A 20,966-nucleotide genomic window follows, 5' to 3' on the forward strand; every position below is an offset into this window, starting at 1 on the left:
CCACAGGAAAGTTTCCACCCTTCGCCCGAAACATTCGATCCCCTGTCGAGCCGGTCAGCGAACCCTTCTCCCCCGTAATCTCCCGCGCATTGGCGAGCCGCATCGCCTCACCGCCGGAGCACTTCCGGTCGCCGCGACTGCTCGCCGAGACTGCTCGCCGCGCCCTCAACGGAGAGGGACTGTTTGTGGACAGGTGCGCGACAAACCTTGACCGCGGAGCCGCACATTCCTAGCTTGTGGCGTCGAAGAATCCGGTAATTCCTCGAAAGTTTCGACACAGCCTGGAGGCTCCCTGATGTGGTTACGCCACCCGCCCCCGGCCCGTCCAAGACGCTTGCTCGCCGTCCTTTCGCCCCTGCTGCTCGTGGCCGCGTTCCTCGGTGCCCAGCCCGTCGGCGCGGCAACCGTAGACCCCCACGCCTCCCACGCTCTGGTCAACCGCAACAGCGCCGACACCCCCGCCCAGTGCGATCTTCCGTCGACCTATCGCTGGACATCGACGGGCGCGCTGGCGCAGCCCAAGTCCGGGTGGGTCTCGCTCAAGGACTTCACCGTCGCCCCCTACAACGGGCGGCAACTCGTCTATGCGACGACGCACGACACGGGGACGCGGTGGGGTTCGATGAACTTCGGCCTGTTCACCAACTGGTCGGAGATGGCTTCGGCCAACCAGAACTCGATGTCGACATCCACCGTCGCGCCCACGCTCTTCCACTTCGCGCCGAAGAACCTGTGGGTGCTCGCCTACCAGTGGGGCGGGACCGCCTTCTCCTACCGGACGTCGAGCGACCCCACCAACCCGAACGGCTGGTCGTCCCAGCAGGTGCTCTTCTCCGGAAGCATCTCCGGCTCCGGAACCGGTCCGATCGACCAGACGCTCATCGGCGACGGAACCAACATGTACCTGTTCTTCGCCGGCGACAACGGCAAGATCTACCGGGCCAGTATGCCGCTCGGGAACTTCCCTGGCAGCTTCGGGACGTCCTCCACAGTGGTCATGAGCGATACGACGAACAACCTCTTCGAAGCCCCCCAGGTCTACAGACTGCAGGGCCAGAACCGCTACCTCATGATCGTTGAAGCGATCGGCGCGCAGGGCCGCTACTTCCGCTCGTTCACGGCCACCAGTCTGAACGGCTCATGGACGCCCCAAGCCGCAGCCGAGAGCAACCCCTTCGCCGGCAAGGCCAACAGCGGTGCCACGTGGACCAACGACATCAGCCACGGCGAACTGCTCCGCACCAGCTCCGATCAGACCATGACCGTCGACCCCTGCAATCTGCAGTTGCTCTACCAGGGCCGCAGCCCCAACTCCGGGGGCGACTACGGCCTCCTGCCCTACCGTCCGGGTCTGCTGACACTCCAGCGCTGACGGCATCGCACGGGGTCCGGCTCCGGTACGGAACCTGCGGGCGGGCTCCCCGGAAGGCCGAGCCCGCGCGGATCAACCGCGGCAGGTCACACGGCATCGCCCGGCATTCCGGGAGACCGGGCGATCTCTCGTTCGGCGGCTTCGACGATGGCGAGGACGGCGGCCGCCGCAGCCTCCGAATCGCGGGTCTCGACGGCTCGTACGACGGCGCGGTGGCCCGGCAGCGAGCCTTCCACCGCGCCGGGGGTCTGGGTGCTGACGACGAAGCTGTGTTCCAGGGCGATGTCGACAGCCCGGCCCAGCGAACCGAGGAGACGGTTGCCGCTGGCGTCGAGCAGGGCCCGGTGGAAGGCGATGTCGGCCTCGACGTACCCGCTGCGGCCGGGTTCCGTCGCTGCGGCCTCCATGGCCGCCAGAGCGTCGTACAGCGCTCGTACGTCGTCGGGGCCGGCCCGTTCGGCGGCGAGCCGGGCCGCCTCGGGCTCGACGATCCGGCGCAGTTCACCCGTGTCGCGCAGCAGAGCCGTGGCGTCCCCGGCCTGTTTCCAGCGCAGCACGTCACGGTCCAGGTGGTTCCAGTGCTCCGGGGGCAGCACCCGCGTACCGGTGCGGGGGCGTACGCGCAGCATCCCCTTGGCCACCAGTGCCTTGACCGCTTCCCGCAGCACTCCCCGGCTGACGCCGATCTCGGCCGCGAGCGCGTCCTCGACCGGCAGCGCCTCCCCCGGTGCCCACGCGCCACCCACGACGCGCCGCCCGAGCTCGTCGACCACACGCTGGTACAGGGTCAGGAAGTGCACCACGATCCTGTTCGCCCCCTGGACGCCATTCATCGAATCATTCAATGATTGTGGTGCAGGGTACGGCCTGCGGGTCCCCACCCGGCAACGCCCCATCGTGAACGGACGACGGACACCACAGCCACGGGAGCGCCTACATGACCGACGGGCAGAGGACGAGCCGCCGCAGCCAGGCATGGTTCGGCGCACAGGGCCGCAGCGGGATGGTGTACCGCTCCTGGATGCGCAACCAGGGACTCGGACACGAGGTGTTCGACGGGCGTCCCGTCATCGGCATCGCGACCAGCGCCTCCGAACTCGCCCCGTGCAACGCCCATCTGACCCAGGTCGCCGAAGCCGTCAAACGCGGTGTGTGGCAGGCGGGCGGCCTGCCTCTGCAGTTCCCGACCATGGCCACCGGCGAGACCCTGATGCGCCCCACCGCGATGCTGTACCGCAACCTCATGGCCATGGAGGTCGAGGAGCTGATCCGGGCCAATCCCCTCGACGGTGTCGTGCTGCTGTCCGGCTGCGACAAGACGACCCCCGCCATGCTCATGGGTGCCGCCAGTGTCGACCTGCCCGCCGTCATGGTCACCGGCGGGCCCATGCTCAACGGCAAGTACCGGGGCCAGGACGTGGGATCCGGCACCCACGTGTGGAAGTTCGAGGAGGACCTCAAGACCGGCCGGATGACCGAGGAGGAGTGCTTCTTCGCGGAAGGCTGCATGGCCCGTTCCCACGGGCACTGCATGACGATGGGCACCGCTTCGACGATGGCGTGCATGGCCGAGGCGCTCGGCATGCAGCTGCCGGGCTCGGCGGCCTGGCCCGCGGTCGACTCCCGGCGGATGGAAACGGCGCAGGCGGCGGGTCAGCGCATCGTACGGATGGTGGAGGAGGAGCTGCGCCCTTCACGGATCCTGACCCGGGAGGCGTTCGAGAACGCGATCCGGGTCAACGCGGCCATCGGCGGCTCCACGAACGCCGTCATCCATCTGACCGCCCTCGCCGGACGCGTCGGCGTCGAGCTGGGCCTGCGGGACTTCGACGAGCTGGTCCGCGCGGTGCCGACCCTGGTCAACCTGATGCCCAGCGGCAAGTACCTCATGGAGGACTTCTGTTACGCGGGCGGCCTGCCCGCCGTCATGGCCGAGCTGCTCGGCGGCGAACTGCTGCACGGCGAACAGATCACGGTCACCGGACGCAGCATCGCCGAGAACACCGAGAACGCCGAACGCATCGAATCCGACGTCATCACCCGCCTCGACGCCCCCTTCCAGCCCGCGGGCACCGGTATCGCCGTCCTCCACGGCAACCTGTGCCCCGACGGAGCTGTGATCAAGCAGTCCGCCGCATCCCCCCACCTGCTCACCCACCGCGGCCCCGCACGCGTCTTCGACTCCCCCGAGGCGTACCACGAGGTGGCCGACGACCCGGACCTCGACATCGACGAGAACACCGTCATCGTCATCCGCAACGCCGGTCCCAAGGGGTACCCCGGCATGCCCGAGGTCTCCAACGTCCCGCTGCCCACCAAGCTGCTGAAGGCCGGTGTCAAGGACATGGTGCGCGTCTGCGACGGCCGGATGAGCGGCACCGGGTACGGGACGGTGGTCCTGCACGTGGCGCCCGAGGCCGCCGTCGGCGGACCCCTCGCCCTGGTGCGCGACGGGGACCCCGTCGTCCTCGACGTCCCGAACCGCATCCTGCGCCTGGACGTGGACGACGCCGAACTCACACGACGTCGCCAGGCCTGGACGGCACCAGCCGAGCGGCACACCGGCGGCTACACCTGGCTCTACACCCAGCACGTGGAACAGGCCGACCAGGGCGCCGACTTCGATTTCCTGCGCGGAAGCCGCGGACACGAGGTTCCCCGCGACTCCCACTGAGTCAGTCCCCGGCGACGTACCCCTCGACCCCAGGAGAGCACCGACCGTGGAACCGGCAGCAGCGCGCCCTCGTCCACTCCTCACAGCCGCCACGGTCCTGCCGCAGGACGCGGAGCGGGCCGCCCTCGTCGCGCGCGTCCACAGCCCGCGATGGGACGGACCGTGCGTGGCCGCGGTCCGCGGCGAGCACGTCGTCGACCTGACGGCCGTCGCCCCCACCGTCTCCGACCTCATGGAACGCGACGACGCGGCGGAAATCGTCCGCGAGGCCGACGGCGGACACACCTGGCGGCTGGACGACCTGCTCGCGGCACCGGTCGGCCGACGTGACATCGCGCATCTGCTCGCCCCCGTCGACCTGCAAGTGATCAAGGCCGCGGGCGTCACCTTCGCCCGGAGTCTGCTGGAACGCATCATCGAGGAGCGCACGGGCGGCGATCCGGCGCAGGCCGCGCGGGTGCGGGCCCGTGTCGGGCAGCTGGTGGGCGGCACGCTCGACGGTATTCGTCCCGGCTCGCCGGAAGCGGCCAAGGCCAAGGAACTCCTCGTCGCCGAGGGACTGTGGTCGCAGTACCTGGAGGTCGGGATCGGGCCCGACCCGGAAGTGTTCACCAAGGCCCCGGTACTGTCCGCGGTCGGCACCGGCGCCGACATCGGAGTGCTCGGCGCCTCGGTGTGGAACAACCCCGAACCCGAGGCCGTCCTCGTCGTGGACTCGCACGGCCGGGTACGCGGCGCGACGCTCGGCAACGACGTCAACCTCCGCGACATCGAGGGCCGCAGCGCGCTGCTGCTGTCCCGCGCGAAGGACAACAACGCCTCCTGCGCGATCGGCCCGTTCATCCGCCTGTTCGACGAGGACTTCGACCTCGACACCGTACGCGAACTCGATCTCGACCTGCGGATCGACGGCACGGACGGCTACGTCCTGCACGGCAGCAGCTCCATGCGCGAGATCAGCCGCGACGTACTGGATCTGGTGGCTGCCACGCACGGTCCGCACCATCAGTACCCGGACGGCTTCGTGCTGTTCACCGGAACACTGTTCGCCCCCACCGAGGACCGGCAGTCACCCGGCGCGGGCTTCACCCACGAGTACGGCGACATCGTGCGGATCTCCAGCCCGCGGCTAGGCGCTCTCACCAACACCGTCATCCCCAGCGAGCAGGCCGCACCATGGACGTTCGGCGCACGAGCGCTACTGCGCAGCCTCGCCCGGCGCGGCGTGCTGTGAGCGCCGGGGCCCAGGTCCGCACGGCCGCCGCCGGATTCGGGACGGGACGCCGGGCACGCGCCGACCGTCTCGACCGGTGAAGGAAGCAAGATCCGCCGGGACCGCGGTTGAAGGTGAACGCGAGGGCGGGGTCGATGCTGGACACCTCACTGGCGTGCGCGAGCCGCGAGGCACGAGGCACGCTCTGCTGAGGCAAACCGCGGCGCCGGCGACCGCACTGCGCCGCGCAATACGACGATTCCCCCACCGCAGGTTGCGGTGGGGGAATCGTCGTATAAGTGAGCGCCGGGCAGGCCTTGCACCTGCATCTCCCCGCAGGAAGCGGGACGTCTTTCCTTGGACCACCAACGCGCGAGCCGACAACTGCATGCAGATCTCGGCGGTGCTGTTCACCGTCAGCGCGGTGGGCTCCGCCCTGCCCTTCGCCCTGTGGGACCTGGCGTTCTGGCGGGTCATCGGCGGTTTCGCCATCGGTATGGCCTCGGTCATCGGCCCGGCCTACATCGCCGAGGTCTCCCCGGCCGCCTACCGCGGACGGCTCGGCTCGTTCCAGCAGGCCGCGATCGTCATCGGCATCGCCGTCTCGCAGCTCGTCAACTGGGGCATCCTCAACGCCGCCGACGGCGACCAGCGCGGCACCGTCATGGGCCTGGAGGCCTGGCAGGTCATGCTCGGCGTGATGGTGATCCCGGCCGTCCTGTACGGGCTGCTGTCCTTCGCGATCCCCGAGTCGCCGCGCTTCCTGATCTCCGCGGGGCGGCACGAGCGCGCCCGTGAGGTGCTGCGGGAGGTCGAGGGCGACCGCATCGACCTGGACGCCCGGGTCACCGAGATCGAGCAGGCGATGAAGAGCGAGCACAAGTCGACCTTCAAGGACCTCCTGGGCGGCACCTTCTTCTTCAAGCCGATCGTGTGGATCGGTATCGGCCTGTCGGTGTTCCAGCAGTTCGTCGGCATCAACGTGGCGTTCTACTACTCCTCCACGCTGTGGCAGTCGGTGGGCGTCGACCCGACGGACTCGTTCCTCTACTCGTTCACCACGTCGATCATCAACATCATCGGCACCGTCATCGCCATGATCTTCGTCGACCGGATCGGCCGCCGCCCCCTCGCCCTCATCGGCTCGGTGGGCATGGTCATCGGCCTCGGCCTGGAGGCCTGGGCGTTCTCCTACGACCTCGTCGACGGCAAGCTCCCCGCCACCCAGGGCTGGGTCGCGCTGATCGCCGCCCACGTCTTCGTCCTCTTCTTCGCCCTCTCCTGGGGTGTCGTGGTGTGGGTCTTCCTCGGCGAGATGTTCCCCAACAAGCTCCGCGCCGCGGCCCTCGGCGTCGCCGCCGCCGCGCAGTGGATCGCCAACTGGGCCATCACCGCGAGCTTCCCGTCACTGGCCGACTGGAACCTCTCCGCGACCTACGTGATCTACACGGTCTTCGCCGCGCTCTCCATCCCCTTCGTCCTCAAATTCGTCAAGGAGACGAAGGGCAAGACGCTGGAGGAGATGGGCTAGCTCCGGCCCGAAAACCCGGAGAGCCGGGCAGCACGTTCTTGTCGCAGAACAGGTGTCAGTCGCTGCGGGACGATCCATATCGAGGGCGCGGTGTCGTCCCACCCTCGATATCACAGGGACCAAAACCTCATGAGTCAGTCAGCCATCTCGGTTAGCAAGTGGCACAGACCGATGCGGGCCAGGCACGCCGATGAAAAGCACCGAAACGCCACGCCTCTGGAATTGCTCTTCGATCTGTGCTTCGTGGCCGCCGTCGCTCAGGCGGCCTCGGTCTTCGAACACGCATTGGCCCAGGGCCACTTCACCCGCGCGATTCTTGGTTACGCGCTGGTCTTCTTCGCCGTCTGGTGGGCCTGGATGAACTTCACCTGGTTCGCCTCCGGATACGACAACGACGATGTCGCCTACAGACTCCTCACACTCGTCCAGCTGCGCCCTCATGCGCATTGCCGTGGTCGCCCAATGGCTGCGTGCCGCTCATTCCGACACCGAGCGCCGACACTGCTGTCTGCGGTACGCCTTCGGTACCTTCGTCCTGATGCTCGCGCGGCTGGCCCGACTGTTCGTGCCCGTGGAGGCGGGACTCGTCTCCTTCGGCATCCTCGCCGCTGCTGAACTGCGTGTACCCGTCTGGGCCGAGCGTGCGGCCAACACCACCTGACACCCACACCACATAGCCGAGCGCTACGGTCTGTTCACACTCATCGTCCTCGGTGAGTCCACGACCGCCATCGCCGCCGCCATACACAACGGGCTGAACACCGATGTACCACTGCGTCCGCTTCTGCTCCTGGCATGCGGCGGCGTCCTGACGGTGTTCGCCTTGTGGTGGCTGTACTTCTCCCAGGATGCGCCACGCCACCTCGCGACCCTGACCACCGCCATGCTGTGGGGATACGGTCACTACTCCGTCTTCGCCTCGGCTGCCGCCGTCGGCGCCGGACTGACCCTCAACGTCGCCCACATCACGGGCCACGACGCCCTCACCCAACATCAAGCAGCGGCCGCCTACACCGTGCCGGTCGCCCTGTTCATCTCCCTCGTACGGCTACTGCACCGGAAGGCTTCACCGCTGCCCGCGTGGTCCGGCCCCGTTCATGGAGCGGCAGCCCTCACCGTCCTCGCCTGCACCTTCACTCACTATCCGGTGCTTGGCAGCGGCATCTCCGCTTCCTTGCTGATCGCCGCGATCGAGTGGATGAACCGCCGGCAAACCCTGGCGGCTGACGGGAACGAACCGAGAGCGCGGCGGGCATGAAGGCAGCGGAGGGTGACGCACCTTCTCGTCCGAGAGGACCCGTCAGCCGCAGCCGGGGCGGTTCGAGCCGGCGTCCGCGTGTTCGGCCCGCGCCCGGCCACCTGGCCGGAGCCGACGCACGGTGCACAGCGGCCAACGCCGCCAACGCCCGACCTGCAGGACTGCCCCCTGCGTGACCGGCTTGCCCATGGCTGCTCGTCCACGCGCCCTTCCGCGACCGGTCCGCGCCCGTCACACTGTTGCCGCCCGGCCCATCCGGGCGAGGACGCGAACCGGGGGCAATCGTGGCGACGGACGATCCGACCGACGACGAGGTCCATGCGGCGATCGACGCGTGCCGGGCGCGCATCGGCTTCCGCAGGGGCTCTGCTCCGCCCGTCGGCGACTTTCGCCTCACCCGTCTGCATCTCCTGGAAGCCACGATCACCCACCACATCGAGAACCGCGAGCAGAAGCCACGGCATGCACCGGGAATCGTGGACCTATCCGCGCTGCCGCTCTATGACAACTTGAAGGACTACAAGCTGGGTCCCCACGAGTCGCCTCGGGGCAGGCCGCTCGTTCTGCTCCAACGCGGCTCCGCGCATCTGGGGCCGTGCAACTGCGGCAACGGGCGGCGGCAGTGCGCCCGCTGCGCGGGCAGGACGTACTGGACGTGCGAGCCCGCCAAGGCGTGCCCCGTCTGTTCCGGTGTCTCACCGTGCACGCAGTACGTGCTGCACGGCAACCTGCCCGGCACCCCGTCGAAGCTCCCGAAGCCCGGCCAACCCGGTGAACGGGTGACCTGTCAGGGATGCCAGACGGCTGACAGCGCGTGCCCGGGCTGCCGGGGATGGGGCAGGGTGCGGTGCGACGACTGCGGGGCGAGCGGACGTATCGCCTGCGAGGAGTGCGGCCGCAAGGGCACCGTCGAGTGCGGGACGTGCACCGGATCCGGGCACCTGACTACGTGGACCGAGGGGCGGATCACGTGGGTCCCGGAACTCGACTCCGTCGTCCCCGTCCAGCGGCCGAGCCGCATCAAGCCCGCACTGGACTCAGCCGGCTGGCGGAAGGAGTTCCTCAAAGCCGATGATCCGCTGCCCGACGATCTGTCACCCGCTCATCGCAGCGCCCTCGAACCGTGCCTGCGGCCCCGGGACAACGAGCAGGACCGCGAGGCCACCATCAACAGGCTGACGGTCGTCGAGGCCCGGTCGTCCGGCTCCCACCACTACCAGTACTATGTCTTCCGGGGCTCCGACGGACGCCTAAAGGCCGAGGAACGAATCTCGAAGGACGGCCGCCGCATGCTCTGGGCCGTCGCGGCGATCGCCGCCCTGATACTCCTCGCAGTACTGCTCACGGTGGCCTGACCCACGTCCGCCTTCTGCCACCGCAGCCTCGCACCGCGGCCGCGTCGGTCAGCCCTCCGCCGCCCCAAGCCACGCCAGGTGTGCGCCGCAACGCGGGCCCGTCTCAAAGCGACAGGAAACGTCGGCGATCATCGTCAAATCGGCGGCGAATCACTCCCAACCGCGCTTCTCCCGAGACACGAAGTGGTACCGCTGGTACCATACCTACCATGTCGGATGCCAAAACAGCGATGAACCTGCGTTTCCCCGACCCTGCGCAGCGGGCCGCCATCGCGGCAGCAGCCAAGCACGAGGGGGTCAGCATGCAGGAGTACATCCTCTCTGCCGCCTACGACCGTGCGGTCGCCGTGGAGCGGCAGTTCCTGGCCGGTTTCCAGAAGTCCAAAGCCCGCAGCGGCGCGGCATTCGCGGCCGAACCCAGCAGTGTGGATCCCAGTGCCGAGCAGCGGGCGGCCGAGCAGGAAGCGCAGCGGGAACTCGGACAGCACCAAGAGCGGGGCCACGCCGCGTGACCCAGCCGGAACCGCTCCACCCGCTCGACCTCACGTTCCTGCTGCACGCCGCCGAACTGCTCGACGGTGATCCGCAGTTCGACGACCTGGGACCGCTGTACGCCGCAGCCGCTCGGGTCAATGCCCGGGCGATGGAGCGCGACATCTACGGCTCCCTGTATCTCAAGGCCGCCGCGTTGCTGCAGACCCTGGCGAAGCTGCCCTGTCTGGAACACTCCAACGAGGCCTTCGCCTGGCACGCGACCGAGGCCTACTTGATCCTCAACACGTGCGAACTCGACTACCCGCCCAAGGCGGCTGTCGCGCTGGTGAGGGACGCGGCCTCCGGAGCGCTCGGTGTCGCTCGCATCGCCCGCCAGCTGCGCGACTGGACCGCCACCTGATCCCGACGCGCACCGCCCGGCCGCGGGGTTGTCAGTCCTCGCCGCTATCGTTCGCCCGTTCACGATCTTCAGGGAGGGGTGGCTCGATGGGTGCCAGCGGATGGGACTACGTCACCGGGTACGACGGCGATGCCGAAGCGGCTGTGGCGACACTGAAGGCCCGGGTGTTCCAGGAGGAGTACGGCAGCGATGCCCCATACCGAAGCCTGGAGGACCTCTACGAGGACGAGGAGTTCATGGAGACGGAGGGCACCCATACGATCCTCGACATCGACAGGCTTGTTGCCACGGACGCACCGCCGACGCAATCCAGGAGCGCCGACTACGGCACCCTGCGCCCGCTGGCTCTCGACCGCGTGAGGCACCACTTCGGTACGGACCGCCCGTCGGTCGAGCAGTACGAGGAACTCGCTGCTGCTGCCAACGAGGCTGCGAGCCATGAGGAGCACGCGCGCAGCCTGTTCGGCGAGTGCCGGATGCGGTGGACCGGTTACTACGTCGTCCTCCACTCCGGCGACAGGCCGACTCACCTGGGGATCTTCGGATTCTCGGGAGACTGACGTCGCAGCACTCGTCCGCTGGCCCGGAGCGCTGGCAACCTGCCGGACGGGCGCACTCGGTAGGCGCGCCCGCCATGCCCGCCCAGGACCCGCCGGCAGGACCGTGTTACGAGCCTGCCACCAGCTGCGTCAAGGATGAGATGACTCCCAGGTTGGCGTGTGCCAGGGCGTCCGCTTCGGTGGGGCCTCCGCTGTAGCCGACGACCCGCATCGCCGCGGCGAGGGCCGCGTCCACGCCCGCCGGGCTGTCCTCGATCACCAGGGATCGTTCCGGCGCGTACCCCATCGTGCGGGCCGCGTGCAGGAAGAGGTCGGGGGCCGGCTTGCCGAAGGACACGTCGTCGGCGCTGAACACCCGTCCGGTGAACCGATCCTGGAGCGCGGTGACCGACAGCGAGTGCGCGATGCGCTCGTGGCTGCCGCTCGACGCGACACAGTAAGGAAGGCCTCGGGTGTCGAGGTGATCCAGCAACTCCCCCACTCCGGGCATCGTCCGGGGCCGCGCGGCGAACGCGTCGCGGAACCTCGTGCGGTACTCCGTCAGCCATTCCGGGCCGATGGGGGCTGTTGCGTGGGCTCGTATCTGTTCGTAGAGGTAGCTCTCGGGGCGGCCCAGGAACCGGTGGCGTACCTCTGCGGGGCTCAGCGGCCAGCCGGACTCCGTGGCCATGGCCGCCACGACCTCGGGTCCGATGCGTTCGGTGTCCACCAGGACGCCGTCGCAGTCGAAGATGACGAGTTGGACGTCCTGCAACGTGATCTGCGCGGGGGTGTTCAAGGGTGACCTCGCTTCGTGATGTGGTGCGGTCCGCCGCTCCGCCCGCCGCTGGTACCGGCCGCGGAGGGCGGAGCGGTCGTACGACACGGACGCGTCCTGCGGTGGCGCCGCCCTAGGCGTCGTGGTCCTGGACCAGCAGGGCGGCCAGCGCGTCCAGTGCCTCCGCCGCGCCCTCGCCCTCCGCGGCCAGGGTGACCTTGTCGCCGTGGCCGGCCCCAAGTGCCAGTACCGACAGCAGGCTGTTCGCGGCGACGGGGGTCCCGTCCTCGCGCGCGATGGTCACCGGTGTGTTCAGTTCGGCGGCCGCTCGGACGAAGGCGGTGGCGGGCCGGGCGTGCAGTCCGCTGTGCGAACCGATGACGACAGTGCGTTCGGGCATGGCAGGTCTTCCTCCGTGCAGGGGGTGGGTGGTGAAGGAGCGGCGCGAGTGGCCGTGCAGGTACGGGTTCAGCCGCGGGTGGCGGCGAGCGACGCGAGTGCCGCCTCGACCACCGCGTCCTCGGTGAGGCCGACCGCCGTCATGGCGTCCTCGGCCGGAGCCGACGTTCCGAAGTCGTCGACGGTCACGGCGCGGCCGTGCTCGCCGAGCAGGCCGTGCCAGCCGAAGGCGGTACCCGCCTCGACGACCACGCGGGCGCGCACGGACGGGGGCAGGACGCTGTTGCGGTAGTCGGCGTCCTGCCGGGTGAACCAGTCGAGGCAGGGCACCGAGACGACCCGGGCGGTGATCTCCCGCTCGGCGAGGAGGTCTCGTGCCGCCATGGCGAGGGTGACTTCGCTGCCGCTGGCCAACAGGACGACGTCGAGGTCTTCTTGAGGGTCCGTCACCGCGTAGGCGCCGCGCGCCACGCCCTCCCGTACCGCCTCGGACGGTGTCGGGAGGACGGGCAGGCCCTGCCGGGCGAGAGCCAGGCCCACCGGACCCGGGGAGTTCAGGGCGCTGAGCCAGGCGGCGGCCGTCTCGTTGGCGTCGGCCGGCCGGACCACGGCGAGTCCCGGCATGGCCCGCAGAGCGGCGAGGTGTTCGACGGGCTGGTGGGTGGGGCCGTCCGCGCCCAGGGCCACGGAGTCGTGGCTCCAGACGTGCACCACGGGCAGCTTCATGAGGGCCGCGAGGCGCAGGGAGGGTCGCTGGTAGTCGCTGAACACCAGGAACGTACCGGCGAAGGGGGTGTCGTAGCCGACCAGGGCGATGCCGTTGAGGGCGGCGGCCATCGCGTGTTCGCGTACGCCCCAGTGGACGTTGCGCCCCAGCGGGCCCTGTCCGTCGCTGTCGTCCGCCGGCAGGAACGATCCGCCCGACGTGATGGTCGTACGGTTGCTGTCGCCGAGGTCGGCCGATCCGCCCCACAGCCTCGGCAGGGCTTCGGCCAGTGCCTGGATGACCTTGCCGGAGGCGTCACGCGGGGCGACGGAGGTCCCGGGCTCGAAGTGCGGCAGTACGGCCGCGGCGGCGGCCGGATCCAGTGGCCGTACGGCGTGTGCGCGGGCTCGCGCGGCCTCGGGGTGCTCGGCCGTCCAGCGGGCCAGTTCCCGGTCCCAGACGGCATGCAGTTCGGCGCCCCGCTCCAACGCCCCGCGGGTGTGCTCCAGTACGTCCGCGGGGACCGTGAACTCGCCTTCGACGCCCAGCAGTTCCTTGACCGCGGCGGTCTCGGCGGTGCCGAGCGGCGCGCCGTGCGAGGCGGGCGTGTTGACGGCGTTCGGGGCGGGGAAGGCTATCTGCGACTTCAGGGCGATGAAGCTGGGCCGGCCGGTCTCCGCACGCGCCGCGCCGAGGGCCAGGTCGAGGGCGTCGGTGTCCACGTCGCCGTCGGCGCCGAGACCGACCGTCTGCACGAACCAGCCCTGCGCACGGAAGCGGGCGGCCGTGTCCTCATGGGTCGTCAGACCGGTGGAGCCCTCGATCTGGATGTCGTTGTCGTCCCAGACGACGACCAGATTGTCCAGGCGGTGCCGGCCGGCGAGCGCGCCGGCCTCGTAGGAGATGCCCTCCTGGAGGTCGCCGTCGGAGCACAGCACCCACACGGTGCGGCCCGCGGGACCGTCGGGCGAGGTGTCGGCGCCGGCGAGGCGGCTCTCGTCGCGCTTGAGCGCCATCGCCATGCCGACGGCGGTGGCGACGCCCTGGCCGAGCGGACCGGTGGTCGTCTCGACGCCGGCCGTGTGCCGGTACTCGGGGTGACCGGGCGTCAGCGAGCCGAGCCGACGGAAGCGGCGCAGATCGTCCAACTCCAGTCCGTATCCGGTCAGATAGAGCTGCGTGTACTGCAGGATACTCGCGTGGCCGCAGGACAGCACGAACCGGTCCCGGCCCTCCCAGGCGGGATCCGCCGGGTCGTGCCGGACATGCCGCTGAAACAGCAGGTGCGCCACGGGCGCGAGGGCCAGCGCCGTGCCCGGGTGTCCGGAACCCGCGGCCTCGACGGCGTCCACGGCCAGGGCCCGAGCGGTCGCGACGGCCCGGATGTCGGCCGCGCCGAACACCCGCCCTCCGGCGTGGGAGTCCTCAAGGGACCGTGTCGACCGTGCTGTTGAGGAAACCACGAAGACTCCTTGCGAAGAGCATGAGAGAACATGACGTCATGATGACTTCGGGAAACGTAACCCACTCCTCCACATCGGCACCAGAGGGGTCCTGTCGAGCCTCACAGAGGAGATACAGCAGGCCAGCGACGTGAGGCCAGGTCCGCGGAGAGGCGGCCAGGGCTCCGGCCCACCCGAAGATTTCGTTTAGGTGTCTACTATTGACGCGTCGAATGTCCTGTAGTCATCATGATGTCTCGATGACACGTAAGCCCGACAAGGAGGTCGTGGATGGCCGGGCACAAGTACGCACAAGTGCGCGACCACCTCTTGCGGCGCGTGCAGAGTCTCCCCGTCGGGGAGCGACTGCCCGCCGAGGGCATCCTGTGCAGCGAGTACGACGTGAGCCGCATCACGCTGCGCCGGGCCGTGGACGAACTGGTCCAGGACGGCTACCTCGTACGGGAGCACGGCCGCGGCACCTTCGTGAGCCACCCCCGCTACAACCTCAAGCACCGCGAGCGGTTCGTGAACGAGGTGACCGGCTTCCACACCCAGCTCACCCGACAGGGGCACACCGTCACCTCACGGGTGACCGTGCAGCGGAGCGAGCGGGCCGGCACCCGCCTGGCCGCCGCGCTCGGCATCAGCCCCGCCACCTCGGTCGTCCGGCTGGAGCGGCTGCGCAGCGTGAACGGCGTGGTGCACCACCTGGCCGAGTCGTACGTCGAGGAGGACCGCTTCCCCGACGTGCTGACCTCGGACTTCACCGACTCCTCCCTGTACGCCCACCTGCGGGCCCGGCACGACGTGCTGCTCGTCCGCAACGAGATCGTCGTCGGACTGCACCGGTGCGACGCGCGGGAAGCCGCACTGCTGGAAGTCGCCGAGGAGACCCCTCTGCTGCTGGCCACCTCGTGCGTCTTCGAGCCGGGGCGAAAACCCGTCATCTTCGGCACCTCGAAGTTCCTGCCGGACACGGCGGAACTGTCCTTCGACATCGTGGCCGACTCCGAGTAGTCGACCGCGGTCGCCTTCCCCGCACCCCCTGTGGAGCACGCATGCTCAGTCACCTTCTCCCCGAGCGGAACATCCACTTCACCCAGGAAAAGCTGACCTGGCAGGAAGCAGTCACCCAGGTCGCCCGTCCGCTGGTGGAGGCCGGAGACGTCACCCCCGAGTACGTCCGGGCCATGCTCGACTCGATCACGGCCGGCGGCACCTACATCGACCTCGGCCACGGCATCGCCCTCGCGCACGCCCGCCCCGAGCACGGAGTGGTGCGTACCGGTATCTCGATGCTCCGCTTGGGCGAACCGGCCCCGCTGCTCGACCTGCCCGAGCACGCGGTCGACCTCTACTTCTGTTTCGCGGCAGCGGACGCCGACGCGCACATGCGCGCCATGGCCTCCCTCGCGCGCATTCTCTCGGACGCCCACACCCGCCAAGCCCTGCGCGACGCGGCTTCGGCGCCCGAGGTAGTCAAACTGATCACCGAATTCGAGGACTCAGAATGAAGTTCCTGGCGATGTGCAGCACCGGATTGGGCAGCAGCTTCATGGTGCGCATGAACATCGAGACCGTCGTACGCGAACTGGGGCTCCAGGACGTCACGGTGGAGCACTCCGACATCAGTTCCGCCGGTCCCGACAGCGCGGACGTGTTCGTCGTCGCGAAGGACCTGGAGGACGCCGTCCAGGGTCTGGGTGACGTGGTCGTGCTGAACAGCATCATCGACATGGACGAGCTGCGCGGCGCGGTCAAGGAAGCGGCCGCGCGACACGGCGTCGCCTGAGCGGTCGCGGCTCCGCACTGAGCACCGATCTGCGGAACCCCCTCCGCAGAAACGTTTCATCCGTACGTTCACGCGTCCGTCCATCCATGGATCCGTACGTCGCCGTGGATCCGTACGCTGATCCGTACCTTGGTGACGGCCGCCGGCTTCGGCACCGTCCCGCCCACGACGGCGAGGGGCAGCCACTGCCCCGACCGCCGCCTGCCCGCCCCGCCCGCAGCGCGCGACGTCCCGCTCGTGTCGCCGCGGAGCCGAGGCCGCCGACAGGTTCCCCGCACGCCGCCCGGCCGCGCCGAACCCGGCTACCCGTTCTCGCCGACCCCGGCACCCACCACTTCCGCACGCGGCCTCGTCGTGCCCGAAGAGAGGCGTTGTCTGTGAACAGCGTTCTGGACAGTCTTCTGGATGTCTTCCGTGAGCCATCCGTCATCATCGGCCTGATCGCCCTCCTGGGCCTGTTGCTCCAGCGCAAGTCCCTTTCCGACACCGTCAAGGGGACCATCAAGGCGTTCGTCGGTTTCCTCGTCCTCGCGGCCGGTGCCGGCGTGGTCTCCGACGCGCTGACCCCGTTCGGCGACATGTTCCAGCACGCCTTCGGAGTGCAGGGAGTGGTGCCCAACAACGAGGCCATCGTCGGCAAGGTGCTCACCGACTACGGCTCGCAGGCCGCGCTGATCTTCTTCTTCGGCATGGTCGTGAACGTATTGCTGGCCCGGCTCACCGTGTTCAAGTTCATCTACATGTCGGGGCACGTGGCCCTGTACCTGGCGGCCATGATCGCCGTCATCCTCATCGCGAACGGCTTCAGCACCTGGCAGGCCATCCTCTGGGGCTCCCTCGCCCAGGGCCTGATCACCACCCTTTCGCCGGCGCTCGTCCAGCCCTGGATGCGCAAGGTCACCAAGAACGACAACGTCGCACTCGGCCACACCGGCAACTTCGGCATCGCCACCAGCGGCCTCGTCGCCAAGTTCTTCGGTGACTCCTCCAAGTCCACCGAGGACCTGAAGATCCCCAAGGGCCTCGGCTTCCTGCGTGACACCACGGTCGTCATCGCCGGCTCCATGGGCGTCATCTACCTGCTGGTCACTCTGGTGGCAGGCCCCGGATACGTCGAGCGCGAGCTCAGCAACGGCCAGTGGTACGTGTTGTGGGCGATCATGCAGGCCGGCAAGTTCGCCGCGGGCGTGTTCATCATCCTCGCCGGTGTCCGTGTCGTCCTCGCCGAGATCATCCCCGCCTTCAAGGGCATCTCGGAGAAGCTGGTGCCCAACGCCCGGCCCGCGCTGGACGTCCCGATCGTCTTCACCTTCGCCCCGAACGCCGTACTCGTCGGCTTCCTGGCCAGCTTCGTCGGCGGGCTCATCGGCATGGGCATCCTCGTGGCCGTCGGCGGCACGATCATCATCCCCGGCATCGTCGCCCACTTCATGACGGGCGCCGCCTCGGGTGTCATCGGCAACGCGACCGGCGGACGGCGCGGCGCCGTCCTCGGTGCCATGGCCAACGGCCTGCTGATCACCTTCCTGCCGCTGCTCGTCCTGCCCTTCCTCGGCGACGTCGGCCTGCAGAACTCCACCTTCTCCGACGCCGACTTCGGTGTCTCCGGCCTGCTGATCGGCGGCGCCGAACGCATCGGCCACATAGCCGTCATCGCTCTCGTCCTCATCGCCCTGGCAGCCACCTTCGTCGCCAGCACCCTCGTCGCCCGGCGCGGCTCCACCAACGAGGTCACCGCGGAGAAGGAAACTCAGCCCGCGGGCTGAGCCGCCTGCCCGACGAAAGACCACGGAGGTCTCTTGTGTGGTGAAGCGGGCGGGCAGGCGCGATCGCTGGAGATCGCGCGGCTGTCCGCCCGCTGCACCATGTTCGAATGTCCGACACGACTGGTCGTGCCACCTCTCGGCCATGTCACGGAGGCGGCACGGTCACGGAGGGCACGGTTACAGAGGCGGCACGGTCACGTGGTTCAGGGCGTTGAGGACGTGCTGGGCGAATGCGGTCGTGGTGGGGGTCAGCCAGGCGGGAGGGGCAGCGAGCAACGCGTTGATCGCGTTGATCCAGGCATTGCGGCGCCCCCGGTCCGCGAACTGGTCGGGCAGGGCATCGGCGTAACGGTGCACGTTGGCGTAGTTGAGCCCCTGGCAGAGAGCCTGCTGGACGTGCTGGTCGTGGGCCGCCACCGCCAGGTCACCGTGGTTGTTCTTGCTGCCGAGGACGAAGTAGCGCAGGCCGGGCGGGTTGGCCGCTTCGACCACGAGCGAGATGGCGTTGGCGAAGCCCTTGCTGAGGACGTTCGGGGTCGCCCAGACCTCGTGCCAGCTCTCGTCGACACCGGTTCCGTACATGTTGAAGTAGAAGAGTTCGGCGCCCTGACCGAATGCGTTCTCCCCGTTCCGGGCGTAGTTCTCCAGCGTCAGGTAGTCGGTTCCGTCCATGCCGATGACTCCGGCCCAGTGGAAGCCCCACAGCACGCGATTGAGGTCGACCGGATCGGTGAGCAGCCGGCCGTTGGCGTGGTCCTGGACCTGAGGTCCTCCGGCGGCGGCGTGCCGGGCGCCGAGCGAGCCTGTGTAGAGGGCCTGTCCGACGGCGGTGGGGCGGGCGAAGGTGTTCACTCCCAGGGTCATGGCGTTGCCGGCGAGCGCCGCGTTGTGCGGGGGCACCGCGTGGGCCAGCAGGGCGGCGAGGTCCTGCCCCCAGTTCAGGGCGATGGCGTCCTGTGCGGCGGCAAGGGCCGCGGGGGCGGCGGGGATGTCCGCGGCGGCCACACCGCCCGAGAGATGGTTGGCGACGTGGTATTCGAAGAAGGTCTGCTGCTGGGCGGGAGTGGTCCCGAGAAAGACCGCTGCGCCCAGCCTGGGGGTGGGCTGGAGGCCCGAGCCGATCACTTCGAGGACCGTACCGTTGCAGTTCTCGGTGGTGGTCACTTCGTTGCCGATCCGCTGGACCGGTGCGCTCAGATTGGCGGGGTGGGCACGCTGAAGGACGGTCGGGGCTCCGGCGCCGGGGAGGGTGAAGGTGACCGTGTGGGCGGGGTCGGTGAAGAACTGGAAGATGGAGCCCTGGCGGGCCAGGGTGCGGTTCCACTGGGCCACCGTCGCCGCGGTGGCGAAGAAGTGCTTGGCCTGACGGCGCGTCACCGGTGAGTCCTCCACGGCGAAGCGGCCGTTGACCGAGACGCGCAGCCCGGTCGTGGTCGAGCCGACGATGTTGGGCGCGCCCGCGTTGAGGAAGGTGTAACCGACCCCGGCGGCCGGGTCCGGCACCCAGGCGTGCGCCTCCAGCGGAGACGTCGAGGTGTAGGTGGGGGCAAACGCTCCCGGCGCCGCCGCGTTGAAGTAGTGCATCGGTCCCCCTTGGTCGCTGCTCCCGGCGGCCGGTTGCGGCCGGGCACAGCGCGGTGGCGGCACGGGATCCGTCAGGTGTCCCCCGATACGCCCACCGCGCTCGCACCATTGGAGCAGCGAGGCCATACGAGCGGCAGGGGGGAATACAACGTTTCTCTGGCGGATGCGGTGATTTCTCTTGGTGCGCCCACCTGTGCTCCGCCGTCACCCGATCTCTCCCTGGCGCATCGGCGTCCACCCGGGTCCCGAGCGATGGGACCGCCAAGCGGGGCGCCCGGCCGCGCGTGCCCGCACCGCTGCCGGTGCGGGTGCCGCTGCCGGTGCCGGTGCGAATGCCGGTGCCGGTGCGAATGCCGGTGCCGCAACAGCCGTCCCAGCGGCTCCTGTTGGATGTGTTGGCGCCCCACGGCTCGTAGGTGGTGCCGCCACGAGCCGTGGACCCCTGCTGCCTGCCGGGGACGGACGCGGTCCCGGGCCTTCAGCGGGCGACGCGCGGCAGCCCGGCTCCCGGATGGTTCAGTCCTCGTCGCCCTCGCCTTCGTCGTCGTCGCCTTCGAAGAAGTCGCCCACCTCGTCGACGACCTCGGCCGCGACCATCCCGCCGACCACGCCGACGGCGAGTCCCGCCGCGCCGGCCGCGACGACGGTGCCCATGCCGGGACCGGAGCGGTCGCCGTGGCCATCACCGTGCCCGTGACCATGCCCGTGGCCGTGGTCGTCCTTGTGGGCGTAACCGCCCTGTGCGGCGTAGGGGTCACCGTGTCCGTAGGAACCACTGCTGTGGTGCGGATCGCTGTGCCCGTACGCGTCGTGCCCGCCGCGGGAGACGTGGTGCTCGACCAGTTGGCGGATCCACCGGTCGACCTCGTCATTCCAGTTGATCTGCTCGACGCCGTAGTGGCTGACGGTGAAGCGGGTCACCGCGTCGTGCCCGCCGGAGAAGAGGCCGCCGCGCTTGTCGGCCTCCAGGATCACGTCCATGCCGCCCGGGGTGGCGAGGAACGTCACCTCGATCTCGTTGACCTGGTGCGCGTACTGCGGCGCCGGGGCGAGCTCGATCTCCTGGTAGAAGGGCAACTGCTGGCCGGTGCCGCCGATGTGCCCCCATTCCAGGTCCGCGGACTTGAAGCCGAAGCCGAGCTGTCCGAGCGCTTCCAGGATCGCCTCCTGGGCAGGCAGCGGGCGCACCGCCAACTGGTCCAGATCGCCCTTGTCCTTGGCTCCCGCCACCGCCAGCTCGGTGCGCACCCCGAGCACGATGCCCAGCCCTTGCCCGTACAGCTCGGTGACGGGGGTCTCCCAGGGCACCATCATGCTGAACGGCACGCTGTGCAGCTCGCCGGCGGCGAGGCGGAAGCCGCCGCCGACGGTGAACCGGTCGAAGACGGCAGTGCCCTCGGACTCACCGTCGTCGTGCTCGGCCTCGACTCGCGCCACCAGTTCCAGGGTGATGTGATCGATCGTGAAGTCCGCTTCACCGCCCCGCAGTTGTACCTGTCCGTTCAGGGTCCCGCCGGGCAGCACCGCGCCCGGGTCGAGGACCGTGTCCACCGTGGGTCCGCCCACGCCGAGCGAACCGAGCAGCCGCTTGAACACCATCGTGGCGTTCACTCCTTCATGTGTACGTACGGTTCTTGCCCGCGCAGGGCGGCGGACCCC

The 20,966-nt window shown here is 69.3% G+C and carries 17 protein-coding genes and 2 pseudogenes; 13 read left to right on the top strand and 6 right to left on the bottom strand.

Annotation, left to right across the window (positions count from 1 at the left end; translation table 11 throughout):
* Positions 1-295: 295 nt before the first annotated feature.
* Entirely contained in the window at positions 296-1,372 is a 1,077-nt protein-coding gene (locus J8N05_RS41670; RefSeq protein WP_210892496.1) for a non-reducing end alpha-L-arabinofuranosidase family hydrolase, read from the top strand.
* A gap of 86 nt (positions 1,373-1,458) precedes the next feature.
* Here the strand turns inward: J8N05_RS41670 and J8N05_RS41675 are convergent, their stop codons facing one another.
* Positions 1,459-2,205: a FadR/GntR family transcriptional regulator gene (locus J8N05_RS41675; protein WP_210892498.1), complete on the bottom strand. Its 747-nt coding sequence runs from the start codon at positions 2,203-2,205 to the stop codon at positions 1,459-1,461.
* A gap of 104 nt (positions 2,206-2,309) precedes the next feature.
* On the opposite strand from J8N05_RS41675, the gene J8N05_RS41680 reads away from it, so the two are divergent.
* The 8 genes and pseudogenes from J8N05_RS41680 (at position 2,310) to J8N05_RS41715 (ending at position 10,858) form a co-directional block, all read left to right on the top strand.
* Positions 2,310-4,046 carry an IlvD/Edd family dehydratase gene (locus J8N05_RS41680; RefSeq protein ID WP_210892500.1) on the top strand — a complete coding sequence of 579 codons (1,737 nt, stop codon included), beginning with the start codon at positions 2,310-2,312 and terminating at the stop codon, positions 4,044-4,046.
* Between the two features lie 46 nt (positions 4,047-4,092).
* Positions 4,093-5,280, top strand: a complete 1,188-nt coding sequence (locus J8N05_RS41685) for a fumarylacetoacetate hydrolase family protein (RefSeq protein WP_210892502.1) — start codon at positions 4,093-4,095, stop codon at positions 5,278-5,280.
* Positions 5,281-5,647: 367 nt separating this feature from the next.
* Positions 5,648-6,790, top strand: a pseudogene (locus tag J8N05_RS41690) (sugar porter family MFS transporter); the annotation flags it as partial.
* 129 nt (positions 6,791-6,919) lie between these two features.
* Positions 6,920-8,048, top strand: a pseudogene (locus J8N05_RS41695) (low temperature requirement protein A).
* Between the two features lie 284 nt (positions 8,049-8,332).
* Positions 8,333-9,403, top strand: coding sequence for a hypothetical protein (locus J8N05_RS41700; protein WP_210892504.1), 1,071 nt, complete (start codon positions 8,333-8,335; stop codon positions 9,401-9,403).
* 209 nt (positions 9,404-9,612) lie between these two features.
* Positions 9,613-9,915, top strand: coding sequence for a type II toxin -antitoxin system TacA 1-like antitoxin (locus tag J8N05_RS41705; protein ID WP_210892506.1), 303 nt, complete (start codon positions 9,613-9,615; stop codon positions 9,913-9,915).
* The gene (locus tag J8N05_RS41710; RefSeq protein WP_210892508.1) at positions 9,912-10,298 is read left to right on the top strand and encodes a fic family toxin-antitoxin system, toxin component; all 387 of its coding nucleotides are present in this window, start codon (positions 9,912-9,914) and stop codon (positions 10,296-10,298) included. Before J8N05_RS41705 ends, J8N05_RS41710 begins: the two co-directional genes overlap by 4 nt.
* 86 nt (positions 10,299-10,384) lie before the next feature.
* Complete coding sequence (locus J8N05_RS41715) at positions 10,385-10,858, top strand: hypothetical protein (protein WP_210892510.1); 474 nt, start codon at positions 10,385-10,387, stop codon at positions 10,856-10,858.
* A 106-nt stretch (positions 10,859-10,964) separates the two neighbouring features.
* On the opposite strand, the gene J8N05_RS41720 is transcribed toward J8N05_RS41715, so the two are convergent.
* The 3 genes from J8N05_RS41720 to J8N05_RS41730 form a co-directional block, all read right to left on the bottom strand.
* Entirely contained in the window at positions 10,965-11,636 is a 672-nt protein-coding gene (locus J8N05_RS41720) for an HAD family hydrolase (protein ID WP_247706902.1), read from the bottom strand.
* Positions 11,637-11,748: 112 nt separating this feature from the next.
* Positions 11,749-12,015 carry an HPr family phosphocarrier protein gene (locus J8N05_RS41725; protein WP_210892512.1) on the bottom strand — a complete coding sequence of 89 codons (267 nt, stop codon included), beginning with the start codon at positions 12,013-12,015 and terminating at the stop codon, positions 11,749-11,751.
* A gap of 68 nt (positions 12,016-12,083) precedes the next feature.
* The gene (locus J8N05_RS41730; protein ID WP_308287088.1) at positions 12,084-14,183 is read right to left on the bottom strand and encodes a transketolase; all 2,100 of its coding nucleotides are present in this window, start codon (positions 14,181-14,183) and stop codon (positions 12,084-12,086) included.
* Between the two features lie 270 nt (positions 14,184-14,453).
* On the opposite strand from J8N05_RS41730, the gene J8N05_RS41735 reads away from it, so the two are divergent.
* The 4 genes from J8N05_RS41735 (at position 14,454) to J8N05_RS41750 (ending at position 17,723) form a co-directional block, all read left to right on the top strand.
* Positions 14,454-15,182 (top strand): GntR family transcriptional regulator, encoded by a 729-nt coding sequence (locus tag J8N05_RS41735; RefSeq protein ID WP_210892514.1) that lies wholly within the window; start codon positions 14,454-14,456, stop codon positions 15,180-15,182.
* A 41-nt stretch (positions 15,183-15,223) separates the two neighbouring features.
* Positions 15,224-15,679 (top strand): PTS sugar transporter subunit IIA, encoded by a 456-nt coding sequence (locus J8N05_RS41740; protein WP_210892516.1) that lies wholly within the window; start codon positions 15,224-15,226, stop codon positions 15,677-15,679.
* Entirely contained in the window at positions 15,676-15,957 is a 282-nt protein-coding gene (locus J8N05_RS41745) for a PTS sugar transporter subunit IIB (RefSeq protein ID WP_210892518.1), read from the top strand. The genes J8N05_RS41740 and J8N05_RS41745 overlap by 4 nt, the downstream gene beginning before the upstream one ends.
* 377 nt (positions 15,958-16,334) lie before the next feature.
* A complete protein-coding gene (locus tag J8N05_RS41750) occupies positions 16,335-17,723 on the top strand; it encodes a PTS ascorbate transporter subunit IIC (protein ID WP_210892520.1) in 1,389 nt (462 codons plus the stop codon).
* A gap of 177 nt (positions 17,724-17,900) precedes the next feature.
* Here the strand turns inward: J8N05_RS41750 and J8N05_RS41755 are convergent, their stop codons facing one another.
* A complete protein-coding gene (locus J8N05_RS41755; protein ID WP_210892522.1) occupies positions 17,901-19,307 on the bottom strand; it encodes a hypothetical protein in 1,407 nt (468 codons plus the stop codon).
* Between the two features lie 516 nt (positions 19,308-19,823).
* The gene (locus J8N05_RS41760) at positions 19,824-20,906 is read right to left on the bottom strand and encodes a sporulation protein (RefSeq protein ID WP_210894227.1); all 1,083 of its coding nucleotides are present in this window, start codon (positions 20,904-20,906) and stop codon (positions 19,824-19,826) included.
* Positions 20,907-20,966: the final 60 nt, after the last annotated feature.

This window comes from Streptomyces liliiviolaceus (assembly GCF_018070025.1).
GTDB lineage: Bacteria > Actinomycetota > Actinomycetes > Streptomycetales > Streptomycetaceae > Streptomyces > Streptomyces liliiviolaceus.

What these genes read in the sequence shown, in the direction of transcription:
- J8N05_RS41745 (WP_210892518.1), top strand. Translation starts at nt 15,676, where the DNA reads ATGAAGTTCCTGGCGATGTGCAGCACCGGATTGGGCAGCAGCTTCATG.
- J8N05_RS41755 (WP_210892522.1), bottom strand. Translation starts at nt 19,307, where the DNA reads ATGCACTACTTCAACGCGGCGGCGCCGGGAGCGTTTGCCCCCACCTAC.
- J8N05_RS41715 (WP_210892510.1), top strand. Translation starts at nt 10,385, where the DNA reads ATGGGTGCCAGCGGATGGGACTACGTCACCGGGTACGACGGCGATGCC.
- J8N05_RS41735 (WP_210892514.1), top strand. Translation starts at nt 14,454, where the DNA reads ATGGCCGGGCACAAGTACGCACAAGTGCGCGACCACCTCTTGCGGCGC.
- J8N05_RS41680 (WP_210892500.1), top strand. Translation starts at nt 2,310, where the DNA reads ATGACCGACGGGCAGAGGACGAGCCGCCGCAGCCAGGCATGGTTCGGC.
- J8N05_RS41725 (WP_210892512.1), bottom strand. Translation starts at nt 12,015, where the DNA reads ATGCCCGAACGCACTGTCGTCATCGGTTCGCACAGCGGACTGCACGCC.
- J8N05_RS41675 (WP_210892498.1), bottom strand. Translation starts at nt 2,205, where the DNA reads ATGAATGGCGTCCAGGGGGCGAACAGGATCGTGGTGCACTTCCTGACC.
- J8N05_RS41705 (WP_210892506.1), top strand. Translation starts at nt 9,613, where the DNA reads ATGTCGGATGCCAAAACAGCGATGAACCTGCGTTTCCCCGACCCTGCG.
- J8N05_RS41670 (WP_210892496.1), top strand. Translation starts at nt 296, where the DNA reads ATGTGGTTACGCCACCCGCCCCCGGCCCGTCCAAGACGCTTGCTCGCC.
- J8N05_RS41740 (WP_210892516.1), top strand. Translation starts at nt 15,224, where the DNA reads ATGCTCAGTCACCTTCTCCCCGAGCGGAACATCCACTTCACCCAGGAA.
- J8N05_RS41760 (WP_210894227.1), bottom strand. Translation starts at nt 20,906, where the DNA reads ATGGTGTTCAAGCGGCTGCTCGGTTCGCTCGGCGTGGGCGGACCCACG.